The sequence below is a fragment of the Halogranum amylolyticum genome (assembly GCF_900110465.1).
GTDB classification, from domain to species: Archaea; Halobacteriota; Halobacteria; order Halobacteriales; family Haloferacaceae; genus Halogranum; species Halogranum amylolyticum.
Genome location: NZ_FODV01000004.1, coordinates 21019 through 43568, shown reverse-complemented (window position 1 = coordinate 43568; position 22550 = coordinate 21019). Strand labels below are relative to the sequence as shown.

Below are 22550 nucleotides of genomic sequence, written 5' to 3'. Positions count from 1 at the left end.
AGTTCGAGATCCGCTCGATCGTGGAGTTCTTGTCTCGACGACACCTCTCTCCAGTATGCTCGCCAGAGAGATCATGCGGACCGACGTCGCGACGGTCGGCCCGGACGACGACGTCAGTGACGCGTTGGGTCGACTCGCGAAAGCCGAGTTCAACGGGTTCCCCGTCGTCGACGACGACGACCACGTCGTCGGCATCGTCACCCAGACCGACCTCGTCGGACTGTTCCAGACCAGAGACCGAACGCTGTGGATCCCCATCGGTTTCCCGCCGTTCATGGAGACGCTGACCTACGCCGTCGACGTCTCGTGGAAGGATCTCGATCTCGGCGTCGACCTGTTGAAGAACGCCGGTAAACCCATCAGCGAGGTGATGACGACCGACGTCGTCACCGTCGCACCCAACGACGACCTCGATCACGTCATCGATCTGCTGTCGGCCGACGACCCCGACATCAACCGAGTACCGGTCGTCGAGGACGGGCGACTCGTCGGTATCATCGCCCGTCAGGACGTGTTGCGGGCGCTGCGAGACGAGCGACGGGCGAATTAGCCTCGTATACACGGCCACCTGTCTTTTCCGTCGACGAGACGTAAATGACTCCCGTGAGCTATCATACGACAATCGGCTGGTCGCTGACGACGTCCGGAATCGTCACGCTGCTTCTTGCCTACCTACCAGGTGACTCACTCTACTGGGGAATCGGATTACTGGTGGTGGGTCTCATCATCATGTCTCGACGAGTCGTTTGAGCGGAGGTCGGCGGTGCCGACAACGAAAGCTTGAGGCCGGTTCCGCGACGAGCGTCTCCGTGACCCGCGTTCGGAACTTACTGCTGTTCGTCGTTCTCGCGGCCCTCTGGGGGTCGGCGTTCATGGCCATCAAAGCCGGTCTCCTCGCCGGTATTCCACCCGTACTGTTCGCGGCCGTCCGTTACGACGTCGCCGGACTCCTCGTGTTGGGGTACGCCGCCGTCGTCCTCGACGACCCGTTCCCCCGAGGTCGGGGACAGTGGACGCTCGTCGCCATCGGTTCGACGTTGCTCATCGCCGCCTACCACGCGCTGCTCTTCGTCGGCGAGACCGACCCGGCGGTCAACAGCGCCGCGGCGGCGGTCATCGTGAGCCTCTCGCCCGTCTTGACGACCGGGTTCGCCCGCGCGTTCCTCCCGCAGGAACGACTGTCGACGGTGGGCGTGTTCGGACTGCTGCTCGGACTGATCGGCGTCGCCGTCCTGTCGGATCTCGACCCGAACAACCTGCTCGCCGGCGGGTTCGTCGCCAAACTGCTCGTGCTCGCGGCGGCCGCGGCGTTCGCACTCGGGAGCGTCCTGACCGGCCGCGTCGACGCGGAGATGCCCATCGAGTCGATGGAGGCGTGGTCGATGCTCGGCGGGGCGCTGTTGATGCATCTGCTGAGTTTCGCGCTCGGCGAGTCGCCGGCGGGCGTCGCGTGGACGTCGTTCGACGTCGTCTGGTCGCTCGGCTACCTCGCAGTCGGGTCGAGCGCAGTCGGCTTTCTCATCTACTTCGACCTGCTAGAGCGACTCGGCCCCATCGAGATCAACCTCGTCTCGTACGTCGCTCCCGTGTTCGCCGCACTCAGTGGGTGGCTCGTGTTGAACGAGCAACCGACCGTGGCGACGTTCACGGGCTTTCTGCTCATCTTCGTCGGCTTCCTCCTCCTCAAGCGGCGGGCGATCCGACGGGCGCTCGGGTCGACGTCGGTCGTCTCGTCGTAGCGACTACGCCTCGTCCTCGTCGGCCGGAGCGACGTCGACGACCGTGCCGACCATCGTCCACCCCTCCTCCTCGGGTGCCTTTCGACCGACGATGACGGCGGACTCGTCGGCGGTGGTCGTCAGTCGGTACTCCGCGTCGTCACCCTCGCGCGTCCCCTCCCCCTGAAACTCCGTCTGGAACCACTCGGTGCTGGAGAGACGGTAGACCGCCGTCGACCCCTCGTCGAGCGTTAGCCTGATCGGTCGGGGACTGATGTTGTGGATTCGCTTTGCGGTGTGGTTGAGCTCTGCCATACCGACGAGGAGGTCCCTCGTCGTATAAAATTGGACGTGTCGAAGGATCATTTCGGGACCGGTAAGCAGTGCCTGACGCGTGGTAGCCGACATATAGCTACGTATCCTCCGTCCGTCGGTACTGTCACGCACCCCGAACCCCGGTTACAGACCGATTCGCCTCTCTCCCGTCTCGGTCGACGTGTTCGGGCAGTGCGTGACCAACGGAGCATTGTGTTGCATCCGGCCTGCTGCGGGTGCGACACCGGCCGCCTCTCCGGGCGGCCGGGGTCGTCCCGACTCGGATGCCGACTCCACCACGTTCTCTCGACAGTTCTCACGCACGAACACGCAGTCCCTGCTCCTCGCCCGCCCGACCCACGACGGGTTTCGACCCTCGAGGGAACGTCGGAGAGTATGCTGTCGTTTTGACACAGACCATTCCGCTGTCACTGAAGGTGGATGTTTGTAGATAACGATAGTTCATAGAAAAAGAATTAGAAATTAGAATAAACGTTTTGGAGCGATCTGAGACGTTCGTAAAACGAATATTGAGGGATTACTCCCACGTGAAAGACCCCGAAAGGGAGCGAAGGCTCATCCCTCTATATGTCCCTGGGGGTAGATGTCTGAACTACGAGGTCCCAAAAGCAATGTCGAACTCCTCCACGCAACTCGCCGAACGAACGTCGCAGTTCAGTGCCCCGTTCCCGATCCAGCGCGGTCGTCAGATGCTCGTCGCTCCGCTCCGGTTCGTCGGGTTCTGGGTGGCGGTCTCCATGCCGTTCCTCTACCTGCCGCTTCTCGCGGGCGGTCTCGACGCCGGCGAGGTCTACGTCTTCGTCGGACTCCTGCTGCTCAACCTGTTCGCCTTCGTCGTCGGTCACGAGTACGGACAGTAACCCCCGTTTCGGCCCTCCCCTCGCCCCCGCTCTTTCTCACCGTTCGCGCTCCGTTCACGGAATCGAGTCGTTTTAGACCGACAGATTCGGAGTGGCGGTATGACCCTCGATACAGTCCCACTCGGACAGACCGGCACGAAGGTGAGCCAGATCGCCTTCGGGACGTGGCGGTTCGGACGGGAGAACGACGACGGCGACGTCGAAGTCGGTCGCGAACGAGCGCACGAACTGCTCGACGCCTACGCGGACTACGGCGGCACGTTCATCGACACAGCCGACATGTACGGCGACGGTCGAAGCGAGAGCTACATCGGCGAGTGGCTCGACGAGAGGGACCGCGAGGAGTTCGTCGTCGCCTCCAAGATCTACTGGCCGACCCGCGACGACGCCAACGGGCGGGGCCTCAACCGGAAGCATCTCCGTCGGCAGATCGACCGCATCCTCGAGCGCCTCGGGACGGACTACGTCGATCTCCTCTACGTCCACCGCTGGGACGACGAGACGCCGCTCGAGGAGTTCATGCGCACGCTCGACGAGTTCGTCCGCGACGGGAAGGTCAACTATCTAGGCACGTCGACGCTGGAGCCGAACGCGTGGAAGGTCGTGAAGGCGAACGAACTCGCCCGTCGACGCGGCTACGAACCGTTCCGGATCGCCCAACCGCGCTACAACGTCGTCAACCGCGAGATCGAGGGTAACTATCTAGAGATGTGCGCCGATTACGACGTCGGTGTCGTCCCGTGGTCGCCGCTGGCCGGCGGGTTCCTCACCGGCAAGTACGCCCGCGGGGAGACGCCGCCTGCGGGGTCGCGAGCGGCGACCGACCAGCAGTTCGTCGACTCCTATCTCACCGACGAGAACTTCGACGCGCTCGAAGCCGTCGAGTCGGTCGCCGCCGAACTCGACGCGACTCCCGGACAGGTCAGCCTCGCGTGGCTCCTTCACCACCGGCAGGTGACGGTCCCTATCGTCGGTGCCCGGACCGTGAGCCAACTCCGCGAGAACCTCGCGGCCGCCGACCTGTCGTTGACGAGCGACCAGTTCGAACGACTGCTCGCCGCCAAGCGCTGAGCGTCTCACAACCGTTAGGTGTGCCGACGCACAAACGCGGCTATGACCGACGCCGACCAGTTCGACGCCGACGACTGGGCCACCCAACTCCGATCGAATCGCACGCAGAAAGACGAGTTCTTCGCCGACCACCCGCAGTCGCCCATCCCACCGGAGGAGCGCGACGAGTTCGACGGGCTCTCCTACTTCGACCCGAACCCGGAGTATCGCGTGGAAGCACACGTCACCGTCCACGACGACCCCGAAGCCGACCCCGTCGAGATGGAGACGTCGGCCGGTCCGAACGTCCGCTATCTCCGGATCGCGACCTTCGAGTTCGAGGTCGGCGGCACCGAGCAGACGCTCACCGCCTACCAGCAGGCGGTCGACGGCGACGAACCGTTGTTCGTCCCGTTCCGCGACAAGACGACGGGACAACAGACCTACCCGGACGGTCGCTACATGGAGTTCGAGGCCGACCGGGCGCTCGTCGACGGCGACACGTTCGTCCTCGATTTCAACCTGGCGTACAACCCGTTCTGTGCGTACAGCGAGACGTTCGCCTGCCCGCTCCCCCCCGAGGAGAACTGGCTCGACGTCGTGATCCCCGCCGGCGAACGGTACGAGAACTGACTGATCTCGACGGTCTGTTTCGCCCTCGCTCGTGCGATCCAGATTCGTGGGTCTTGGTAACACGAAACACTCAAATTCGGCCGGAAAGCGAAATTCATTACCTCGTCGACGAGCAACGGAGGAGTAGAGAAATGGACTTCACGAAGAAAGGACTCATCGGGCTCGTTCTGATAGTGGTCGGCACGCTCGCACTCGTTCCCGGCGCAGCTCCGGACGCGGCGACGCTCGCACAGCTGTTACTCCTCCCGGCAGCCGCCGCGGTGACGTACGGTACCTACCTCGTCGGCACCGAAGGCGACGGCCGCCCGGTCTGAACCGACGAGCGAGATTTTTCACCGCCAGTTCGCCGCCGACAGCAGTAGTGTCGCCGGTACAGGTGGACGATATCACGGAACCCTCGCCAAAACAGGACGTTCGACGAGCGATCTGTCGGTCTTTCAGGATTCTTCGCTAGAGTGTAGAGAAACCACATACTAGGGCGAATTAGGTGTGTAAGGGCAGAGCTTAACTTCGTCCTACGGCGGTTTTTCGGATATGTCACAGGCGATCCCAGCAGTCAGTAGACAGCACGCACAGACAGTAACGATCGAGCGTGAGATGAACCAGTACGGTGCGCTGACGGTGTACGTCGACGAGGAGAACGCGACCCGTCACGTCGTCGAGTACGCCTCCGAGGAACTCGAGTCGACGCTCCGGGAACTCCCGTCCGGCAGCTCGGTGCCGCTCGTCACCGAGCCGATCGGGACGCGCGGCAACGCGTGGCGCGCGACGTCGCTCACGCGGTAGCGACACCGTCGAGCACGCCCGGCTGGGCTCCGCTCGTCTCCTCTCTTCTCTCCCTCCGCTCGTCTCCCGTCGCCGTTCAACGCTGACGCTCGGAGCCACGACTCGGACGGTTCAACTCGTCGTATAGCTCGTGGACGCGGGGTCCGGTTCGATACGCTCGGCGTTCCGACAGCAGCGTGACGACGAGAAACACCGCGACGAGGAGCGCCGAGACCCGGGGCGAGTCGGTCGCATCGAGTCGATCGAGGGTCCGGTGGAGCCAGAAGATGTCCGCCCACTGGCCGTCGTGAAAGGCGACCAGCGTCCGACTCGTCGGGCGGAGCTTCGCAGCGTCGGGGACCAGCGCCCACGCACCGCCGAGGGCGACGATCGTCCGTGGATACGGGAGCCGCGGGAGGAGGTAGGTGACGATCAGTGCGGTGACCGTCGCCCCGAGCGCGAAGTGCCCGATAGCGAAGGACATAGGTTTGTAGACGCCTGACGCGAGTAAAGCAGTTCCGCAGGTGAGGTCGGTTCCGGTCTCACTCTCCGAGACACGGGTAGTTATCCGTTCACCCGCCCTACAGAACCGAATGGCACTCGACTTCGAAGAGCGGATTCGACTCGTGTGGATCGCGCTCGGGGTCGTCTGCGCGTTCGTCCTCCTGTACGCTGTCTCGACGTTCGTCGGAACGTTCGTCTTCGGCGTGTTCGTCTACTACGCCGTCCGACCGATACACAACCGCCTGCGGCAACGTGTCTCGCCGCCGTCGCTCGCGGCGTTTCTGTCGATGTTCCTGTTGGTGTTGCCGGCGCTCCTCGTCGTCTTTGCGACGCTCGGCATCGCAGTACAGGAGCTGTCGCGGTTCCTCAGCAACCAGGAGCTGTCGGGGCTGGAGGCGCTGCTCGCTCCGTACATCGACTCCGCGTTGACGGAGACCGACCTCCAAGCGTTGCTGGCCGGCAACGTCGACGCAGCGACGCTCGAACAGTCGCTGTCGGTCGCGACGCAGTCCGTCTCGTTCGTCGGTCTCGGCGTGCTCCACCTCTTCGTCATGCTCGCACTCGCGTTCTATCTGCTCCGCGACGGGAGTCGACTGGCCGCGCTGTGTTACAACTGTGTCCCCGACGAGACGTTCGCCGCCTACGGGCGCGCAGTCGACACCGATCTAAAGAACGTCTACTTCGGCAACATCGCCAACGCCGTGTTCACCGGCACTATCGGGGCGATCACCTACACCGGGCTCAACTTCGTCGCGCCTGCAGGCGTGTCGATCCCGTATCCGGCACTCCTAGGGTTGCTGACGGGCGTCGCCAGTCTCGTCCCCGTCGTCGGGATGAAACTGGTCTACTTCCCGGTCGCGGCGTATCTGGCCGGTAGGGCGGTGTTCCTCGGGCAGACCGAAGCGCTCTGGTTCGTCCTCGCGTTCGCGGCGCTCTCGCTCGTCGTCGTCGACACCATCCCGGACGTCGTCCTCCGACCGTTCGTCTCGGGCGGGACGCTCCACAGCGGGACGCTCATGCTCACCTACATCCTCGGTTCGCTGCTCTTCGGATGGTACGGTATCTTCCTCGCCCCGCTCTTACTCGTCGTCATCGTCGAGTTCGTCCGTATCGCGTTGCCGACGCTGTACGACTCGTGGGGGGACGGCGTCGACACCGGTCAGACGACGTTCGCCGGAACCGACTGGACGACCGGTCGACCGGAGACGACCGTCGAGAGCACCGACGGCGGCCGCGAGTCGGGGTCGTCCGATCCGTGAGCCGACAGTCACCGCGTTCCGCCGACGGCGAGAGACGAGCACGTCCACGTCCGCTTCGGTGACCTCCCCTCGGCGTGGCGTCGTCTCCGGCGAGATTTAAATGGATTCAGATATTACCCCAAAGTAAAATAACGCTCTATTTCAAACTGCCACGTGCAACCTGTCGAGGAATCCTTGCCCGGAGTTCTCGCCGACAGGTTGTGGCATTCCGGTTGACGACGCTCGTCCCTCGGGCGTCGTCGGACCGTCGACTACGACGGTGTTCTTCGGACAGGCCCCGTCGAACAGTTCCGAGAGACGTGTCTGTTTCCCGACACTGGCGAGGGCGAGACACCGATCGCTCGAGGAGAGGAGTCGTCGAAGAATGCCCGGGGTGGGCTCCGAACCCACGATCTCCGCATGTCCCAGGTCCGAGGCTCGGCAGTCCTCTATGGGACGGAGGCTTCCAAGGCGGTTACCGCACCGAAGCTCGTTTGCCGCGCCGGCGACGCCGACGCGACGAACCCTATGAGTGCGGCGCTATGTCCAGCTAAGCCACCCGGGCTCACTTTCACGTACCGCGATGATACTCTTTAAGCTTCTCATATCGCGCTACACCGGGACTTGCTCACACGCCCGTCGGCGACGGGACTGACCCACCTTTTCTTCGCCGGACACACCCCTCGGTTTTATGTCATAGTACCGGGACTCACCTCGCATGAGCCTACCGGACCTCGTCGACTCGCGACTGAACGGGGAGTCTGTCGCCGCCCGCGTCGCGCTCGGCGGCGAGGACGAACTGTTCGTCACGCCCACGCGGACACTCGTCTACCGAGCGGACGGACTGCTGTCGGACGAATCGGTCGAGGAGTACACACACGACGCCGAACGCATCGCCGTCTCGACGGGTCGACGCAAGGCCAAGGTGACGCTCGACTACGGTCTCGACGGCGAGACGACGTTCGCCCTCCCCACCAAGCGGCTACAGGAGGCGCTCCACCCCGTCCTCGCGGGCGTTCTCAACGCCGCGGGCATCACCGACCCCGGCGAGACGGTGAAACAGACGTTCCAGTTCAGCGAACTCACGCTCGTCGTCACGAGCGCCCGCGTGGTCAAACACATCGGGAGCGCCGTCTGGGACGACGACTACGAGGAGTTCCACTACGAGGACGTCTCCGACCTCAGTTTCGAGGACGGCAGCGTCGCGACGTCGGTGGTGATCACGACCGGTGGCCGACAGGAACGGTTCAAGGCACCGAACGAGGAGTCTCGCGCGGTCCGCGAGACGCTCACGAACGCGCTGTTGGCCTACCACGACGTCGAGAGCCTCGAAGAGTTCCGCGTGGTGGCCGCTCCCGAGTCGGAACCCCAGCAGAAGCGCGACCCGGTCGACTTCGGCGACGGACCGGACCCGTTGAGCGCGAACCCCGGCGACCTGTCGTCGGAGCCGCTCAACGCCACGCGCGACGCCGAGGAACCGCAGTCGGCGGACCGAGAGGGCGACTCCTCGCCTGTCACCGACGAGTTCGACTCGCCGTCGTCCGTCGGCGAGTCGCTCGAGCGACCGGCCGAGACGCCGTCGTCGTCTCCGGCCCAACCGTCGACAGCGGCTATAGGAGCGACCGATGGCGACGGGTTCGAGGGGTCGGGGTTCGAGGCGGCCGTCGACGACGAGGAGCGCGTCGTCGACGAACTCGCCGCACTCAGAGAGACCGTCGAGGCGCAGAACGAGGAACTCCGCAAACAGCGCGAGACGATGTCGACGCTCGTCGACGAACTTCGACAGGGTCGGTAGCGCGTCGGTCAGGACTCGCGGCCGGTCACCTTACGGATACACGACGAGCCAAACGGCCCCAGTTCGCCCGACTCGAACTGGATGAAGTGACCCGTCGACAGCCCACAGCCACAGCGACGACAGTCGAACTCGCCCTCCCGTCGGACCACCTGACTCTCGAAGCGGACGAACGTCCCGCCGCGTCGCGTGCGGAGTCGGCCGCCCTCGCGGTCGACGATGCCGCGCTTCTCGGCCTCGTCGAGGATCTCGCGAGTGAGCGTCGGGTTCGTCGTCACCGTCTCGATGCGGTCGACGGCGTCGGCGACGCTCAGCTCGTCGACCTCCAGATGTGCGAGCAGGTCGAGTGCGAGTTCGACCTTCCGTGCCGAGTCGTCGGGGTCCGCGGTCACGCAGGGTCGTACCCACCCGTTGCGCTTAATCGTTCGTACTCCGCGTGGTGGGGTCGTGTGAAGCACAAAGCGTTTGCCGCCCGGTGACAGACCATCGGTATGAATCGGCGGACGCGACTGGCGCTGGGCGGGGTCGTACTCGCCGTCGTCGTCCTCGGCGTGCTCTTCACCTCTCCCGACGCCGTCCTCGCACGACTCTCGTGGCTGGCGGCGAACCCGCTTCGGTTCGCCACGGTGCTCCTCGCCGTCGCCGTCGTCCGCCCGTTCCTCGCGTGGCCGACGACGCTGCTGGCGGTCGCGGCGGGATACGGGTTCGGACTGGCCGTCGGCCTCCCCTTCGCGCTCCTGTTGATGACGGTCACGGCGCTCCCGCCGTTCCTATTGGCCCGTCGTGCTCGCGGAACGGGACGAATGACGGTCGCCTCCGAGCGGTTCGTCGACCGGACGGGCGACTTCCGCAGCGTCGCCGCGAGTCGGTTCCTCCCGGCCCCGTCGGACGTCGTCTCCGTCGCCGCCGGCGTCGCCAACGTCTCCGTCTTCCCGTTTCTCGCGGGAACCGCGGTCGGCGAACTGCCGTGGGCCGTCGCCGGCGTGCTCCTCGGGTCGTCGCTCGACGTCGTCTCGGCGGACTCGCTCTCGGCCGTCGTCGACGCACGTCTCCTCGTCGCCGTCGCGCTCGTCGGCCTGCTCGGACTCGCGGGACCGGTCTACCGATACGTCGCCGGTGACAACGCTGCCGGCGACGCGTCGGGCGGTCGACTCTGACCGTGTGACGCGGCCACACGCCCAGGAAATGCTTTTTCAACGAGGGGTTGTCAACCGATATATGTTCCCGGACGTCATCGAGACCGACCGTCTCCGGCTCCGACGGTTCGACCGCGAGACCGTCGACGCGCTCGACCTCTACGAGTACGCCGCGAAGACCGACTCCATCGACGAGGAGACGCGCTACGTCACGTGGGAGCCCCACGCGACGCCGAAGGAGTCGTGGGACTTCCTGCGGCAGATGGAGGAGGCGTGGGACGACGCCAAGAACGCTACGTACGCGGTGTTCCCGAAGGAAGGCGAAGAGCGGGCCGGCGAGTTCGCAGGCAACACCGGACTCGGCGTCGACTGGGACAAGCGCAAGGCGACGCTCGGCGTCTGGCTCCGCAGACCGTTCTGGGGCCGCGGCTACTCGGGCGAGCGAGCGACGGCGCTGGTCGAACTCGGGTTCGACGTGCTCGACCTCGACTACGTCACCGTCTGTCACGCGGTCGACAACGAGCAGTCGCGCCGGGCGATCGAGAAGTACGTCGACCGACTCGGCGGCCAGCGCGACGGGATCGTCCGTAACCGCTACGTCTCCGAGAAGACCGGCGAGGGCGTCGACGAGTACCAGTACTCGATCTCACAGGAGCAGTGGCACGAGGTGACCGGCGGCGAGCGGACGGCGACGTTCCGGTGGGACTGATTCGACCTACTCGCTCGGGACCGCCCCCGAGACCACCTCGCCACCCTTGAGCACGGCGGCCGGATTGTTGAGGAGCGTCAGGTCGTCGGTGACGTCGCCGTCGACGACGAGCAGGTCGGCGTTGGTGCCCGGTTCGAGCGTCCCCGACCCGTCGAGACCGATCACGTCGGCGGCGACTTCGGTCATCGCGCGGATCGCCTCGACAGGATCCATCCCGTACTTCGCCATGAACTCGACCTCCGTCGCGTTCGCGCCGTGGTAGTTGAAGGGGGTTCCGGCGTCGGTGCCGCCCGCGATGCGGACGCCCGCCTCGAGTGCCTTCCCAAAGGAGTCGACGTGGCGCTCGTAGACGTGGCGCGTCTTGCGGGCGCTCTCCTCGGTCGCCGTCTCGATGTTACGGACGATGTGGTACGGCGCCGACAGCGTCGGGACGAGCGTCACGTCGTGGTCGACGAGCAGGTCGACCGCCTCGTCGTCGAGGAAGGTGCCGTGTTCGACGGTGTCGACGCCGGCCTCGACGGCCGCCTTGACGCCCTCGGCCCCGTGGGCGTGCGTCGCGGCGTGGACGCCCTGTCTGTGTGCCTCGTCGACGATGGCGTCGAGTTCGGCGTCGGTCATGGCGACCTGGTCGGGGTCGGTGCCGGGCGTCGTCACCCCGCCGGTGGTCATGAACTTGACGAACTCCGCACCCTGTTTGGCCTGCTCGCGGACCGCTCGACGAGCGTCCGCGGGGCCGGTTATCTCGCGGCCGAGATGGTGGCCGTGCCCGCCCGTGATGGTGATAGACCGGCAGTTAGCGACCGTCCGCGGACCGGGGACGTCGCCGGCGTCGATAGCGTCGCGGACCTGCGGATCGACGTCGCGTGCTCCCATCGCCCGGACGCCGGTGACGCCCGACTCGAGCGTTCGCCGGGCGTTCCGCGCCTCGACCAGCGTGAGTTCGGCGTCGCTCATGCCGACGACGTCCTCGACGCTCCGCTCGCCCGACAGCGAGTAGTGGACGTGCGCGTCGACCAACCCCGGGAGGACGGAGTAGCCCGGCAACGAGACGACGTGCTCGTCGGCGGCGCTGTGGGAGAGAACCTCGTCGCCGCCGACCGCCGTGATCGTTCCCGACACCTCGTCGAACGCAACCGCGCCCGTTCGTGTCTCACCGCTGTCGACGAGCGTCACGTCCCGGAGAATCATGGTCGCGTTTTCCGCTCCGGGGGCTTGAATCTGTCCGAACGAGGTGAGTTCAGAGTTCGCGGGCGACCATCTCGCCCCAGTGCTCGAAGCCGTAGCGGTCGTAGAACGCCTGCGCGCGGTCGTTCTCCCGGTCGACGTCGAGCACGATCCGGTCCAGCGGTAGCTCCATCCCTCGAGCGAGGGTCAGCGCCGCCTCCATCAGGTCGTCGGCGACGCCGGTGCCGCGGTGCTCCGGTGCGACGAACAGCTCGTTGAGCACGGCGGCGTCCCAGACGAACCCCAGTGAGGCGGGGAGGACGAACACGTACCCCGCCACCTCGCCGTCGTCGTCGACGGCGACCGTCACGCAGTGGTCGTTCTCGGCGACGCAGTCGTCGACCCACGCCAGCCACTTCTCGCGGTAGTCGTCGGTCAACTTGGCCTCGTACTTCGGGCCTTTGTCCTCGCCGCCCGTCTCGTCGCCGATACCGAGTTCGAAACCGCGCTTCAGCTCCCAGAGGCCGTCCGCGTCTGCGGCCGTGTAGGGTCGAACGTTCATGGACTCCGTTCGTCGGCGGGCGGTTTGAGTGGTTCTATCTCACCAGCGATAGAACTCCCACAGTCGCGTCCCTACCACGAACCCGCCGACGGCGACGACCATCAGCTGCCACCCCGACATCACGAGCGGGAAGACGCGCTCGACGTCCGCCGGCTCCGCGCCGGGCGAGGGGTCGACGCCGGTCCGGTAGTGGAGCGTCTCCGTCGTCGGCCGCGGGTCGGTGGGCGCGAGGTCGACGAACGTCTGGACGACACCCCGCTGATTCGAGACCAGCAGGTGGCCGTTGACGCGGTAGAACGTGTCGTGGAGGGGGTAGAAGGCGTTGACGCCGTTCGTGAAGAGGTCCGGGAAGATACCGCCGAAGGTGAGGCCGGCGACGGCGACCCACGCGACGCGAACGCCGTGGTCGCCCCACCGCTCGCGGAGCCACGACCGCTCGCCACGGAGACGACTGTCGTACGCGACGAGACCGCCGAGGAGGGGCGGGAGGAGGAGCGTGTGAAACAGCGACCGGTGTGCACCCGGGACGACGAGACCGACGACGGCGTCCGTGTCGATGACTGCAGTGGCGAGGAGGACGACCGCGAGCGCACGCGGGGTGAACTCCTCGCCGAGCAGGGCGACCCCGACCAGTCCGGCGAGCGCGACGTGGACGACGGTCGACGGCATAACTCGTCTTTCGGGGCCGGCGGTTTGAACCCTTCTCTCGGTCGTTGCTACTAGCGCCCGTCTCCAGCCGTCGCTCGTCGCTCTCCACCCTACGTCACCTGTCGAACCCGGGTTTCGATGTGTTTTTTGTTCCGGTCGCCGGATAGACGTCACATGCACCAGGTTCAGGCTGTCGTCGGTCTCGGGGGTGCGGCGTGACCGCGACGCCGCGCGAGGACCTCGCCCAGCGCATCGCCGGCGAGATCACGCTCAGTGCCGACCCGGGGGCGACGCTCCGTAAGTGGCGCACCGACTTCGACGTCTCGCAGACGGCGCTCGCCGAGCAGCTCGACGTCTCTTCGTCGGTCATCTCCGACTACGAGAGCGGCCGACGCGAGAGCCCCGGTATCGGCGTCGTCAGCCGCATCGTCGGCGCGCTGCTCGACATCGACCAGTCGCGCGGCGGCGGTCGGATCCGTCAGTACGCGCGCGTCCTCTCGGCGGGGTTCGAGAGCGACATCGTCCACGACCTCCGAGAGTATCCGACGAGCGTCCCGATGGACCGGCTCTACGAGGTGATGGAGGCGACGGAACTCGTCGCGGGCGACCACGACTACGTCAGCGGTCACACCGTCATCGACAGCATCGAGGCGATCACCCGCCTCTCGAGCGACGAGTTCTATCGCCTCTACGGACAGAGTACGAACCGCGCACTCGTCTTCACGGGCGTCACACGCGGGGAGTCGCCGCTCGTCGCCATGCGCGTCGTCAACCCGACGCCGAACGCGGTCGTCCTCCACGGCGTCGAGGAGGACGACCTCTGGGAACACGCCCCCGCACTCGCCACCATCGACGGCTTCTCGCTCGCCGTCTCGACGCGGGACTTAGACGAGATGCTCGACGACCTGCGAGAACTCCCCTGAGAAACACGAACGTCGGGGTTCAACCCGGCCGCGCCGTCGGTTACGTCGCCTCGGGATTCGGTCTGCGTACCGACGAGAGACATCGTTTCCGCACCGACGGAACTCGGCCGTCAGATGAGTGCGATGGGCGACTCCCTCTTGCCCGGAGGATCGATGCGTTTGCACGTTCGCGACCGGTCCTTCTAGTCGAGCACCGGTCTGTGCGTCGACCCATCGCCACCCGATGTTTGTCGCCTGCGCCCCATAAGCGGCCAGCTGGGCTGCAGCGAGTGAAGTCGTCTCCCCCGTCCAATCGGCTTCGATCCGGCCAGAGCTGTCGAGGCGATTCGCCGACGTCTCGACCCGGTGAGCCGAGAGCGGACGTGAGTCACTCCCGCGGATCGGCGTCGACCCCCGTTTACAGCGAGTGAAGTCGCCCGGGGTTACGAGCGATTTAACCACCCCCACCCCGTGGGTATCGCTACTATGGAGTGGGAGGCCGGAACGCTGTTCGAACTCCTCGGCGACGAACTCGCTCGGACGATCATCGCGCTCACGAGCGTGGAATCGCTCTCGGCGGACGCCTTGAGCGACCGCTGTAGTTCGTCGCGGCCGACGGTGTACCGGCGACTCGACGAGCTTCAGCAGTACGACCTCGTCGCGGAGCGAACCGAGTACGACGCCGACGGCAACCACTACAAGACCTACGAGTGTCAGCTAGAACAGGTGTGTGTCGACGTCGACGACGGTTCGTTCGCCGTCGACCTCCGACTCCGACGTGACGTCGTCGACGACGTGGACGGAGACGAGGACGACAGCTAAAAACGAAAGCGGAATCCGGCCGTACGGGTCCGGCGTCGCTCGGGACGGCTACTCGACGTACTCGTAATTCCGCTCGCCCATCCGTCCCCAGCCGGAGAAGACGAACTCGCCGGAGGGTGCAGTGAACTCCTCGACGTCGGTCTCCTTCTCGTGGTCGTGGACGTCGTGGACGAGTTCGTACTCCTCGAACGAGAGATCGTAGCGGTTCTCGAGCTTTTCGTCGACGTTGAGCTGTTCGATCTCCTCTTTCCAGCCCTCACGGACGGTCTCGGCGTGGATCTCCGCCTGCGCACCGGAGCCGTAGGAGCCGACGAGGAGGCGCTCGCCGGTGAAGTCGCGGCCGGTCTCGGCGGCGTGTTTCAACGCGCTGGTCCGCGCGACGTGGACCGACCCGGTGTACCAGTTACCGACCTGTCGGGCGAGCGAGAGCGCCGGATCGATGACGCGGCCGTACCAGTCGCGGTACTGCTCGGTGTCTTTGAGGTCGTCCATGTACGCGCGGACGGCCTCCTCGTAGTTGTCCCAGTTGTCGAACTCTGCCTCGCGGGGCTGGCGACCGATCTCCGCGGCGAGCTCGTCCTCGACGTCGGTGTCGCGGATCATGTGACGGTAGCCGAGCAGGCCGGCCTTCCGGACCATCCCCGGGAACGGCGTGTGGAAGGGGATGTACGCGAAGTCGTCGGGGTGGGTCTTACCCGCGACGCTCTCGAAGTCCTCCAGCGCCTCGCGCATCCGCGCCAGATACACCTGCATCGACCGCTTGCCGTCGACGCTCGGGAACTGCTGGTTCGGCTTCAGGAAGTCGGTCTCGTCGGCGCTGCCGTACCCCTGCTCCGTCGAGAGTTCGACGACGCTCGGCTCCTCGGAGATGAGCATGGCGACCGCACCGGCACCCTGCGTCGCCTCGCCGGGGTCGCCGCGCTCGTAGAGCGCCGTGTCGGTGGCGACGACGATCGCCGAGCGGCCGCGGTTCCGACCGGCCTTGATCCAGTTGTACGCGTCGTCGATCGACTGCGTGCCGGCGACGCAGGCGAACTTCCGTTCGCCCTTGTTGGCGTGGTGGAAGTTCCCGTCGTAGACCTGCTCGAGACAGCCGGCGATGTACGTCGAGACGGGCTTGGAGTTGTCGAAGGAAGACTCCGTGGCGACGTCGATACGGCCGATGTCCTGCGGTGTCAGCCCCTTGCGGTCCATCAGGCGCTTGGCCGCGTTCGCCCCCATCGTGACGATGTCCTCGTAGACGTCGGGGAACGACGAGTTCTCCAGACCGAGGCCCTTCGTGTACTTCTCGGGGTCCTCGCCTTTCTTTTCGGCGAACGTGTTCGGCAGGTCCAGTTTGAGCTTCCCGGTCCAGATCTCGATTGCGTCGATGCCGACGGCTGTCATGAGTGTTCCGTACAGTCAGACGGCATAAGGGCTTGTCGATAGCAATTACGTCGGACGTCGAACCACCTCCGGTTCAGACGGTGACGACGGCGGTCACGGTGGGCGTCGCCGACGAGTCCGACGACACCGGTCGGTTCCGACCAGACGCGAGCGTGGCGGTTCAGCGACGAAGGGCCGTCGTGAGCCACGACAGGAGCGGGGGGCTATCTGCGACCATTTCCGACTCAGTTCCCATTGCCGCCGCTGTCGATTCTCTTTTCGGGCGCGACGAAGTACGTCGCTGCGTCCCCGTCGTCGTATAACACCGAGAAGACGAAGAAGTCGCCCTCGTCGACGCGGTGGCGCTGTCCCTGCCGGTCGTCGAACGCGAAGGAGAGCGTGCGGTTGCCACCCGCTTCGAGGGGAACCGAGACGTCCCGATACGCTCCTCGGACGGGGAGCGTCGCTTCACCGTCCCCGAACACCGCCCTCGTCGGCGGGTCGGTCCCCGCTCCGCCTTGGCTGTCCTGAGAGTAGAAGTTGAACCGGACCGCTTCGACGACCCGACGACGTTCGCCGTCGGTGTTCTCCAGGGTCACCGCGACCCGGCCGCCGTTCTCGATGGTCGCACCGCGCTGCACCACAGAGCCCGGATCGCCTGGGTTGATCTCCGCGCCCCTGCCCGAACCGCCGCCGCTCCCATCGCTGTCGACGACGGACAGGTCGAACTCGACTCGCTCCTTCGCGCCTAGACTCGCTCCGACCGCCGCGGTGACGGTCGCCGACCGTTGGCCGTCGACGTCTTCGGGCGTGTAAGTGAACGCCGCCCGCCCGTCACTCCCGCTCACCGCCGTCGACGTCACCGTCCCGGGGCCGTCCACCGACGCGTTCACCGTCACGCCGCTGACCGGGTTGTCGAACTCGTCTCTGACTTCGGCGACCACCCGGCGTTCACCGTTCTCCGAGACGGTCTCGCCGTCGACGCCGGTCAGGTACGTCGGCGTCGGTTCCGCGACGTCCGTGCCGACGCCGACCTTCGCGAGGTTCAGCTCGTAGTCGTACCCCGACTCCAGCGTCAGTTCGACGACGCCGTCGGTCTTCGTCACGTCGACGACGTACCGACCGTCGTCCGGTTCGCCGTTGGCGGCGTCCGGTCCGTTCTCGTCGTACTCGCCGTCGAGCAACTGGTCTCGCCACGTCTCTTCGCTGAGCGTCGAGGCGACGGCGACGGTGAGCGGACCGCCCTCGGCCTCGACGGTCACCGTCCGATCGGAGACGCTCGTCGGGCGGACGTCGACCCCGAGCGTCCCCGTCTGCGAACGCGAGAGGTCGCCGTCGACGACGACGAGACTGATCCGGCGTCCGTCGACGAGCGTCTGCCCCGACTGCGGGACGCGGTTCGTCACCGAGAACTCGTTGTAGAGCGCGCCGTTCTCGTAGACCGTCATCGGCGCGTTCTGATAGACGTGGTAGCTCGGTTCGTAGCGAACAGTAGTCGTCGAGAACGACTTGGTCTCACCCGGCCCCAGTAGTCGGCCGTCTCGTCGTCGAGCGCTCTCACGTTCCGGAGTCGACTCTCGCCGAGCGCTTCGGTCCGCACCGTCCCCGACGGCGACGGCGGGTTGACGAACAGCGCTCGCTCGGGGTACTGTGTCCCCGTCCGGATCGCGACCGACTGTGTCACGCCCGTCCCGACGGTCCGGCTGACGGCGGACCGAAACGACTGTAGATCCTCCTGTACCTGCTGGTTGTGACGAAACTCGACCTGCTCATTCTCGGCGGGGACGACCGTCGTCTGGTAGGCCGACATCGAGAGTATCAGTAGACCGAAAAGCAGAATCGCGCCGACCTGCACGGTCACGCCACGGTCGTCTCCCCGAAAGTCCATTGCCTATCTCAACTGTGAGTAGGGTGAAAAGACTTACTCGAAAAGCAGACAGTCTCTTTCGAGACTCTATGCGTCGTCTTCTTCGACGACTTCGGGGTCGCTGAGGGCGCTCTGCAGCGAGTCGAGGCCGTTGACCCACTCGGAGACGAGTCCGTACTCGATGTCCTCGACGAGCGCCATGTCGAGGTCGTCGCCGTCGATGATACGCGTCCCGGCCTGTACGAGGTAACCGAGCGCCGCGTCGAGGTCCTCGTCGGCCTCGGCGTCGGCGGCGGCCCGGACGTACTCCTCGACGCTGGCCTCCTCGGCGGGACCGGCGGCGACGTACTCCTCGGCGGCGTAGAAGACGCAGACGAGGCTGGTCTGGACGCCGTCGATGAGCATCAGTTTCTCCTCGTCGTCGAACTCGACTTCGGTCAGGACGATCTCGCGGACGTCGGTGAGCTCTTCGATCGCCTCTTCCTGCGAGAGACGGTCCTCGTCGTACGCCGAGAGGATCTTCGCCACGGCGATGGCGGCGTCGTCCTGCAGGTTGAGGAGCAATCGTGCGGAGTCTTCGTTCTCGGGGTCGAGCTCTTCTTCTTCGACGCGGCTCAACCAGTTCTGCCAGCGTTCTTCCGTGTAGAACGTCTCCTCTGGTTCGCTCATACCTCCACCGACAGTACCTGAACTCAAATGCCTTTCCTATCGCCGAGAAACCGGCCAGTTTAACTACTCAAGGTCGCGAGTGTGTCGATTCCGTACACTTCGCGGGGGGTCTCGACGTGGGCGGTCTCCACGGCGTCTGCGTGTCCCTCCTCGAGCAGCCACTGGACGCGACGGGGGACCGTCTTCGGGCCGAGCACCGCACCCGGCCGGTCGGCGTCGTCGACGAAGTCCGTCTCCATTAGGAACGGCTCGCCCGCCTCGACCGCGACGTCGAGGTACTCCTTCTCGCTCATCACGCTCGGCGTCCCGCCGACGAGTCGACCGGTCGCGTAGTGCTTGACGACTCGCTCGCGCGGAACGTCGCGCTCGGCGGCCCACGTCGCGACGTCCGAGAGGTCCTGCGTCGTCTCGGTGTGTAGCTGCAGCGCACAGTCGCAGTCGGCCGCGAGGTCGAGCCCGTGCCGGAGCACGTCGTTCGAAGCCTCCCAGACCGCGTCGGAGACGTCGTAGTGAGGGCGACCGGACTTGAGCGCGAGCGCCCGTCCGTCGCGGACGAACTCCGCCGCGACCGAGAGGCCGTCCTGCATCAGGTCGCGCGCCTCGTGCGGTTCGAAGCCGCGCTCGTCGGTGAGGCGGGTGACGAGACCGGGATGGACGCCCAAGACGGGCCACGCACGCCCGCGGAGCACCTCGGTGGCCTCTTCGACGAGCGAGACCGTCTCCTCGAACACGTCTCTGAAATCCTCGCCCGTCTCCGCTTCGACGCCGAGATGCCACGACGGTTTGTTGACGACGAGGAGGTGGGTTCCGCCGAGGCGGTGGAAGTCCTCGACGGCCTCGATACCCTGATTCTCCCGGTCGAGATGCAGATGGTTGTCCAGTACGGGTGTCCCGAGGTCGTTCATACCCGTGGCTTGGCGAGTCGTGACAAAAATGTCGACGGATTCGTCGACTGCCCGAAGCTACAACGGTGTAGAGCGAGTCAGAGTCGTCCGTGGACAATCTGGTGACGATCGAGAACTCAGATCTCGATCCCCGTCCGTACGAACCGGTCGCCGCTGTTCGCACAGCTCTCCTCACCAACTGGTTCGAGACGGGCGTCCAGTGGAGGCCGGTACAACCATGACCTCGCCGAGTCGGAATCGTCTCGGTTGGTGGTTGTATATTCTCGCTCTCGCTGGAGCGACGCTGTTTCTGACGTATTCGTTCATCGATATCCTCGTCCTCGGCGTGTTCGGATACTACGCGACCCGACCGGTTTGTGACCGATTCAGTCGGGTCGTCGACTCCGACCGAATCGCTGCCGCACTGACCATCGCGGTCGTCTTACTCCCAGCGCTCTTGCTTGTCATCTACGCCAGCACACAGGTGTTCCAACAGCTCCAACACCTGGTCGGCGGGTCCAGCACCTCGATGCTCGTCTCCCGTGTCTTCGGGCTCGACGCCCTCTCAGCTGCCGAGCGAGCTCAACTCCTGTCGACACTCGAGAACCCACTCTCGGGTAGCAGCAGTCTTCAGGGATCTCTCGAGTCGATTCTCCGGAAGGCGCTTCAAGCGGTCCAGATGGTGTTCGGAGCGGTCGTGCTTCTCGCACTGTCGGTGACGCTTTCGTACGCGCTTCTCGAACGGGACGAAGCCCTCTCGAAGACGGTCGTCGCGCTCGTTGGCGGCCGAGACACGACCGCGTACGCGTACGCGGTCACTGTCGACAACGACCTCGAGTCGGTGTTCTTCGGGAACCTCCTGTTCGTTGCTGTCATGGCCGTCATCGCGACGGTGCTGTACGGGGCGACGAACTATCTCGCGCCACAGGGTCTACAGATTCCGATGGTGCTCACCCTGGGGGTTCTGACAGGGCTGACGAGTCTCATTCCTATCGTCGTCGGCAAGGTCGTCTACCTTCCCGTCGTCGCGCTCCTCGGCCTTCAAGCGACACGGGCAGCTGGGAACCACCTCCTGTTCGTCGGTGGTGTCCTCGCTGTCTACGCGCTCGTCTTGGACATCCTCCCCCAGTCGGTCATCCAGCCGTATCTCTCGGGGCGAAAGTTCGACACGATCTTGTTGCTGTTCGCGTACGTGCTCGGACCGGTTCTGTTCGGCTGGTACGGGTTCTTCTTCCTCCCGATCGTGGTCGTCCTCCTGTTCGAGGCGGTTCGAATCGTACTTCCACAACTGCTCCGCGGCGACCCGCTCGGCCCCGAGCCGATGCTGGCGGAGGAGGTAGGAGCCAACCCACAGGAGAGCCGAGACGGTACGTTCGGCGGGAGCGACTCGGACGGAGACACGAACGAGACAGCAGCCGACGGCTGCGGAGCCGAGTCCGACGAACTGTAGCCGAGGCGGTCGCTTACCAGTCGATGACTTCCTTGTCGCGCCAGAACTTCCCGCCAGGGCTCCCCGGCTTGAAGCGGCAGAGCCACGTCGGCGTCTCCGCGCCCTCCTCGACCGAGCGGTCGGCCTCCTCGCCACCCATGTCGGTCCGGACCCACCCCGGACAGGCCGAGTTGGCGATCAGTCCCTCGTCGCCGTACTCGCCGTGGAGGTACGCGGTCAGCCCGTTGATACCGGTCTTCGAGATCCGGTACGACGGCGATCCGCCGCTCTGGGGTTCGCCGAGGGCACCCATCCCCGAGGAGAGGTTGACGATCCGACCGCCCTCGTGCTGGAGGAGATACGGAAGCGCGTACTTCGCGGTGAGCATCGGGCCGCGGACGTTCGTCATCAGGGTGCGGTCGATGGCCGACACCGGTTCGTCGACGAGGTCGTCGCCGAACTCGCCGACGCCGGCGTTGTTGACGAGGATGTCGATGCCGTTGGCCTCGTCGCCGACGTTCTCGACGGTGTCCTGCACCTCGCCGTGCTGGGTCACGTCGAGCAGCACCTTCTCCTGTCGCTCGCCGACCTCGTGGTCCGTGCTTCGAACCCCGGCGTAGACGATGACGCCGAGTTCGGTGAGGTTTTCGGCGATCTGTCTGCCGAGACCGCGGTTCGCACCCGTGACGAGTGCGACCTGCCCGTCGAGTCGGTCGTAGAGCTCCGGCTTCATACCGCTGGCTACCCTTTCCCACCGGAAAGCACTTTTCAAGCGGTCTCCTTCGTGTCTGGGGTTCCCACACGACCAGACCGTTTTTCTCGCGTCGTCGCGTCGACCCGCCGATGACTGCCATCTACGTCGACCTCGACGGGACGCTCCTCCAGTACGACCGCTCGTTCGCCGACATCTTCGCCGACGCCTGCGAACAGGTCGGCGTCGCTCCGCCCGAGAAGTACCAGCAGTACTACGTCCAGCGGTTCTTCGACCGGTTCGCCGCGTTCCACGACGATCCGTTTCTCGCTGCCGCCTGCGACCTCCGTCGCGAGTTCGGCCTCGACGTCGATCCGGTCGCGTTTCGCGACGCGAGAGTCGACGCGGAACTGGCGGCGACGACGGTCGCCGCAGGCGTCCGCGACGCACTCGACGCGCTGGGGCGGGAGCATCGACTCGGCGTGCTCTCGAACGGCATCGGTGCCGTCCAACGCGAGAAGCTCGCCGTACACGACCTGCTGGGGCTGTTCGACGCCGTCGTCGTCTCACACGACGTCGGTGCGACGAAACCGGACGAACAGATCTTCGAGACTGCCGAGCTACGTCTCCCGGCCGACGAACACGTCTACGTCGGCGACGACGCCGAGGACGACGTCGGCGGTGCGGTCGACTCGGGGTGGAAATCGACGGTCCACGTCGTCGCCGACGACGCGGACTGTCCGGGCTGTCGTGCCGACCTGCACGTCGCACCCGACGAGTTCGACCGTCTCGGCGAGGTGCTCTGA

27 protein-coding genes and 1 tRNA gene are annotated in these 22550 nt (G+C 65.6%); 15 read left to right on the top strand and 13 right to left on the bottom strand.

Annotation, left to right across the window (positions count from 1 at the left end; translation table 11 throughout):
- Nucleotides 1–55 precede the first annotated feature (55 nt).
- Nucleotides 56–550, top strand: a complete 495-nt coding sequence (locus tag BSG17_RS08860; RefSeq protein ID WP_089823157.1) for a CBS domain-containing protein — start codon at nt 56–58, stop codon at nt 548–550.
- A gap of 259 nt (nt 551–809) precedes the next feature.
- The gene (locus BSG17_RS08855) at nt 810–1739 is read left to right on the top strand and encodes a DMT family transporter (protein WP_089823155.1); all 930 of its coding nucleotides are present in this window, start codon (nt 810–812) and stop codon (nt 1737–1739) included.
- A 3-nt stretch (nt 1740–1742) separates the two neighbouring features.
- Here the strand turns inward: BSG17_RS08855 and BSG17_RS08850 are convergent, their stop codons facing one another.
- Nucleotides 1743–2033, bottom strand: a complete 291-nt coding sequence (locus BSG17_RS08850) for a DUF8072 family protein (protein WP_089823152.1) — start codon at nt 2031–2033, stop codon at nt 1743–1745.
- 632 nt (nt 2034–2665) lie between these two features.
- Between BSG17_RS08850 and BSG17_RS08845 the strand changes: the two genes are divergently transcribed.
- The 5 genes from BSG17_RS08845 (at nt 2666) to BSG17_RS08825 (ending at nt 5383) form a co-directional block, all read left to right on the top strand.
- Nucleotides 2666–2914: a DUF8028 family protein gene (locus tag BSG17_RS08845; protein WP_089823150.1), complete on the top strand. Its 249-nt coding sequence runs from the start codon at nt 2666–2668 to the stop codon at nt 2912–2914.
- Between the two features lie 99 nt (nt 2915–3013).
- Nucleotides 3014–3985: an aldo/keto reductase gene (locus BSG17_RS08840; RefSeq protein WP_089823148.1), complete on the top strand. Its 972-nt coding sequence runs from the start codon at nt 3014–3016 to the stop codon at nt 3983–3985.
- Between the two features lie 42 nt (nt 3986–4027).
- Entirely contained in the window at nt 4028–4597 is a 570-nt protein-coding gene (locus BSG17_RS08835; protein ID WP_089823146.1) for a DUF1684 domain-containing protein, read from the top strand.
- A 131-nt stretch (nt 4598–4728) separates the two neighbouring features.
- Nucleotides 4729–4911, top strand: a complete 183-nt coding sequence (locus tag BSG17_RS08830; protein ID WP_089823144.1) for a DUF8178 family membrane protein — start codon at nt 4729–4731, stop codon at nt 4909–4911.
- A 220-nt stretch (nt 4912–5131) separates the two neighbouring features.
- Nucleotides 5132–5383, top strand: a complete 252-nt coding sequence (locus BSG17_RS08825) for a DUF7999 family protein (protein ID WP_089823140.1) — start codon at nt 5132–5134, stop codon at nt 5381–5383.
- 76 nt (nt 5384–5459) lie between these two features.
- Here the strand turns inward: BSG17_RS08825 and BSG17_RS08820 are convergent, their stop codons facing one another.
- Nucleotides 5460–5846: a hypothetical protein gene (locus BSG17_RS08820; RefSeq protein ID WP_089823138.1), complete on the bottom strand. Its 387-nt coding sequence runs from the start codon at nt 5844–5846 to the stop codon at nt 5460–5462.
- A 109-nt stretch (nt 5847–5955) separates the two neighbouring features.
- Between BSG17_RS08820 and BSG17_RS08815 the strand changes: the two genes are divergently transcribed.
- Entirely contained in the window at nt 5956–7125 is a 1170-nt protein-coding gene (locus BSG17_RS08815) for an AI-2E family transporter (protein WP_089823136.1), read from the top strand.
- A 365-nt stretch (nt 7126–7490) separates the two neighbouring features.
- On the opposite strand, the gene BSG17_RS08810 is transcribed toward BSG17_RS08815, so the two are convergent.
- Nucleotides 7491–7669 (bottom strand) — tRNA-Met (locus BSG17_RS08810).
- A 153-nt stretch (nt 7670–7822) separates the two neighbouring features.
- Here BSG17_RS08810 and BSG17_RS08805 point away from each other — a divergent pair.
- Complete coding sequence (locus tag BSG17_RS08805) at nt 7823–8899, top strand: DUF7115 domain-containing protein (RefSeq protein WP_089823134.1); 1077 nt, start codon at nt 7823–7825, stop codon at nt 8897–8899.
- A gap of 8 nt (nt 8900–8907) precedes the next feature.
- Here the strand turns inward: BSG17_RS08805 and BSG17_RS08800 are convergent, their stop codons facing one another.
- Nucleotides 8908–9288: a DUF5830 family protein gene (locus BSG17_RS08800; RefSeq protein ID WP_089823132.1), complete on the bottom strand. Its 381-nt coding sequence runs from the start codon at nt 9286–9288 to the stop codon at nt 8908–8910.
- Between the two features lie 99 nt (nt 9289–9387).
- Between BSG17_RS08800 and BSG17_RS08795 the strand changes: the two genes are divergently transcribed.
- Nucleotides 9388–10053, top strand: coding sequence for a TVP38/TMEM64 family protein (locus BSG17_RS08795; protein WP_089823130.1), 666 nt, complete (start codon nt 9388–9390; stop codon nt 10051–10053).
- A 61-nt stretch (nt 10054–10114) separates the two neighbouring features.
- Nucleotides 10115–10741: a GNAT family N-acetyltransferase gene (locus tag BSG17_RS08790; protein ID WP_089823128.1), complete on the top strand. Its 627-nt coding sequence runs from the start codon at nt 10115–10117 to the stop codon at nt 10739–10741.
- Nucleotides 10742–10747: 6 nt separating this feature from the next.
- Here BSG17_RS08790 and BSG17_RS08785 read toward each other — a convergent pair whose 3' ends face one another.
- From BSG17_RS08785 to BSG17_RS08775, 3 genes are read right to left on the bottom strand one after another with little or no spacing between them, the layout of a single operon-like run.
- Complete coding sequence (locus BSG17_RS08785; protein ID WP_089823126.1) at nt 10748–11929, bottom strand: metal-dependent hydrolase family protein; 1182 nt, start codon at nt 11927–11929, stop codon at nt 10748–10750.
- A gap of 49 nt (nt 11930–11978) precedes the next feature.
- On the bottom strand, nt 11979–12467 hold the full coding sequence (locus BSG17_RS08780) for a GNAT family N-acetyltransferase (RefSeq protein WP_089823124.1): 489 nt from the start codon (nt 12465–12467) through the stop codon (nt 11979–11981).
- Between the two features lie 39 nt (nt 12468–12506).
- The gene (locus BSG17_RS08775) at nt 12507–13136 is read right to left on the bottom strand and encodes a metal-dependent hydrolase (protein ID WP_089823122.1); all 630 of its coding nucleotides are present in this window, start codon (nt 13134–13136) and stop codon (nt 12507–12509) included.
- Between the two features lie 194 nt (nt 13137–13330).
- On the opposite strand from BSG17_RS08775, the gene BSG17_RS08770 reads away from it, so the two are divergent.
- Complete coding sequence (locus BSG17_RS08770; RefSeq protein ID WP_089823121.1) at nt 13331–14038, top strand: helix-turn-helix domain-containing protein; 708 nt, start codon at nt 13331–13333, stop codon at nt 14036–14038.
- A 450-nt stretch (nt 14039–14488) separates the two neighbouring features.
- Entirely contained in the window at nt 14489–14839 is a 351-nt protein-coding gene (locus BSG17_RS08765) for a winged helix-turn-helix domain-containing protein (RefSeq protein WP_244531506.1), read from the top strand.
- 48 nt (nt 14840–14887) lie between these two features.
- Here BSG17_RS08765 and hmgB read toward each other — a convergent pair whose 3' ends face one another.
- From hmgB to BSG17_RS08740, 5 genes are all read right to left on the bottom strand, one after another.
- Nucleotides 14888–16225, bottom strand: coding sequence for a hydroxymethylglutaryl-CoA synthase (gene hmgB / locus BSG17_RS08760; RefSeq protein WP_089823119.1), 1338 nt, complete (start codon nt 16223–16225; stop codon nt 14888–14890).
- Nucleotides 16226–16449: 224 nt separating this feature from the next.
- Nucleotides 16450–17652, bottom strand: a complete 1203-nt coding sequence (locus BSG17_RS08755) for an Ig-like domain-containing protein (protein WP_089823117.1) — start codon at nt 17650–17652, stop codon at nt 16450–16452.
- Nucleotides 17649–18092: a hypothetical protein gene (locus tag BSG17_RS08750; protein WP_089823115.1), complete on the bottom strand. Its 444-nt coding sequence runs from the start codon at nt 18090–18092 to the stop codon at nt 17649–17651. Before BSG17_RS08750 ends, BSG17_RS08755 begins: the two co-directional genes overlap by 4 nt.
- A gap of 66 nt (nt 18093–18158) precedes the next feature.
- The gene (locus BSG17_RS08745; RefSeq protein ID WP_089823113.1) at nt 18159–18740 is read right to left on the bottom strand and encodes a DUF2150 family protein; all 582 of its coding nucleotides are present in this window, start codon (nt 18738–18740) and stop codon (nt 18159–18161) included.
- Between the two features lie 59 nt (nt 18741–18799).
- Nucleotides 18800–19645 (bottom strand): TatD family hydrolase, encoded by an 846-nt coding sequence (locus BSG17_RS08740; protein WP_089823111.1) that lies wholly within the window; start codon nt 19643–19645, stop codon nt 18800–18802.
- A 217-nt stretch (nt 19646–19862) separates the two neighbouring features.
- On the opposite strand from BSG17_RS08740, the gene BSG17_RS08735 reads away from it, so the two are divergent.
- Nucleotides 19863–21074 carry an AI-2E family transporter gene (locus tag BSG17_RS08735; RefSeq protein ID WP_089823109.1) on the top strand — a complete coding sequence of 404 codons (1212 nt, stop codon included), beginning with the start codon at nt 19863–19865 and terminating at the stop codon, nt 21072–21074.
- A gap of 13 nt (nt 21075–21087) precedes the next feature.
- Here BSG17_RS08735 and BSG17_RS08730 read toward each other — a convergent pair whose 3' ends face one another.
- Nucleotides 21088–21786: an SDR family NAD(P)-dependent oxidoreductase gene (locus BSG17_RS08730; RefSeq protein WP_089823107.1), complete on the bottom strand. Its 699-nt coding sequence runs from the start codon at nt 21784–21786 to the stop codon at nt 21088–21090.
- 110 nt (nt 21787–21896) lie between these two features.
- Between BSG17_RS08730 and BSG17_RS08725 the strand changes: the two genes are divergently transcribed.
- Entirely contained in the window at nt 21897–22550 is a 654-nt protein-coding gene (locus BSG17_RS08725; RefSeq protein WP_089823105.1) for an HAD family hydrolase, read from the top strand.

Bases quoted from the DNA above. Each gene is read 5' to 3' on its own strand.
- BSG17_RS08735 (WP_089823109.1), top strand. From the start codon at position 19,863: ATGACCTCGCCGAGTCGGAATCGTCTCGGTTGGTGGTTGTATATTCTC.
- BSG17_RS08835 (WP_089823146.1), top strand. From the start codon at position 4,028: ATGACCGACGCCGACCAGTTCGACGCCGACGACTGGGCCACCCAACTC.
- hmgB (WP_089823119.1), bottom strand. From the start codon at position 16,225: ATGACAGCCGTCGGCATCGACGCAATCGAGATCTGGACCGGGAAGCTC.
- BSG17_RS08845 (WP_089823150.1), top strand. From the start codon at position 2,666: ATGTCGAACTCCTCCACGCAACTCGCCGAACGAACGTCGCAGTTCAGT.
- BSG17_RS08785 (WP_089823126.1), bottom strand. From the start codon at position 11,929: ATGATTCTCCGGGACGTGACGCTCGTCGACAGCGGTGAGACACGAACG.
- BSG17_RS08780 (WP_089823124.1), bottom strand. From the start codon at position 12,467: ATGAACGTTCGACCCTACACGGCCGCAGACGCGGACGGCCTCTGGGAG.
- BSG17_RS08815 (WP_089823136.1), top strand. From the start codon at position 5,956: ATGGCACTCGACTTCGAAGAGCGGATTCGACTCGTGTGGATCGCGCTC.
- BSG17_RS08725 (WP_089823105.1), top strand. From the start codon at position 21,897: ATGACTGCCATCTACGTCGACCTCGACGGGACGCTCCTCCAGTACGAC.
- BSG17_RS08740 (WP_089823111.1), bottom strand. From the start codon at position 19,645: ATGAACGACCTCGGGACACCCGTACTGGACAACCATCTGCATCTCGAC.
- BSG17_RS08730 (WP_089823107.1), bottom strand. From the start codon at position 21,786: ATGAAGCCGGAGCTCTACGACCGACTCGACGGGCAGGTCGCACTCGTC.
- BSG17_RS08790 (WP_089823128.1), top strand. From the start codon at position 10,115: ATGTTCCCGGACGTCATCGAGACCGACCGTCTCCGGCTCCGACGGTTC.
- BSG17_RS08840 (WP_089823148.1), top strand. From the start codon at position 3,014: ATGACCCTCGATACAGTCCCACTCGGACAGACCGGCACGAAGGTGAGC.
- BSG17_RS08820 (WP_089823138.1), bottom strand. From the start codon at position 5,846: ATGTCCTTCGCTATCGGGCACTTCGCGCTCGGGGCGACGGTCACCGCA.
- BSG17_RS08825 (WP_089823140.1), top strand. From the start codon at position 5,132: ATGTCACAGGCGATCCCAGCAGTCAGTAGACAGCACGCACAGACAGTA.
- BSG17_RS08860 (WP_089823157.1), top strand. From the start codon at position 56: ATGCTCGCCAGAGAGATCATGCGGACCGACGTCGCGACGGTCGGCCCG.
- BSG17_RS08830 (WP_089823144.1), top strand. From the start codon at position 4,729: ATGGACTTCACGAAGAAAGGACTCATCGGGCTCGTTCTGATAGTGGTC.
- BSG17_RS08750 (WP_089823115.1), bottom strand. From the start codon at position 18,092: ATGGACTTTCGGGGAGACGACCGTGGCGTGACCGTGCAGGTCGGCGCG.
- BSG17_RS08795 (WP_089823130.1), top strand. From the start codon at position 9,388: ATGAATCGGCGGACGCGACTGGCGCTGGGCGGGGTCGTACTCGCCGTC.
- BSG17_RS08775 (WP_089823122.1), bottom strand. From the start codon at position 13,136: ATGCCGTCGACCGTCGTCCACGTCGCGCTCGCCGGACTGGTCGGGGTC.
- BSG17_RS08850 (WP_089823152.1), bottom strand. From the start codon at position 2,033: ATGGCAGAGCTCAACCACACCGCAAAGCGAATCCACAACATCAGTCCC.
- BSG17_RS08755 (WP_089823117.1), bottom strand. From the start codon at position 17,652: ATGACGGTCTACGAGAACGGCGCGCTCTACAACGAGTTCTCGGTGACG.
- BSG17_RS08805 (WP_089823134.1), top strand. From the start codon at position 7,823: ATGAGCCTACCGGACCTCGTCGACTCGCGACTGAACGGGGAGTCTGTC.
- BSG17_RS08745 (WP_089823113.1), bottom strand. From the start codon at position 18,740: ATGAGCGAACCAGAGGAGACGTTCTACACGGAAGAACGCTGGCAGAAC.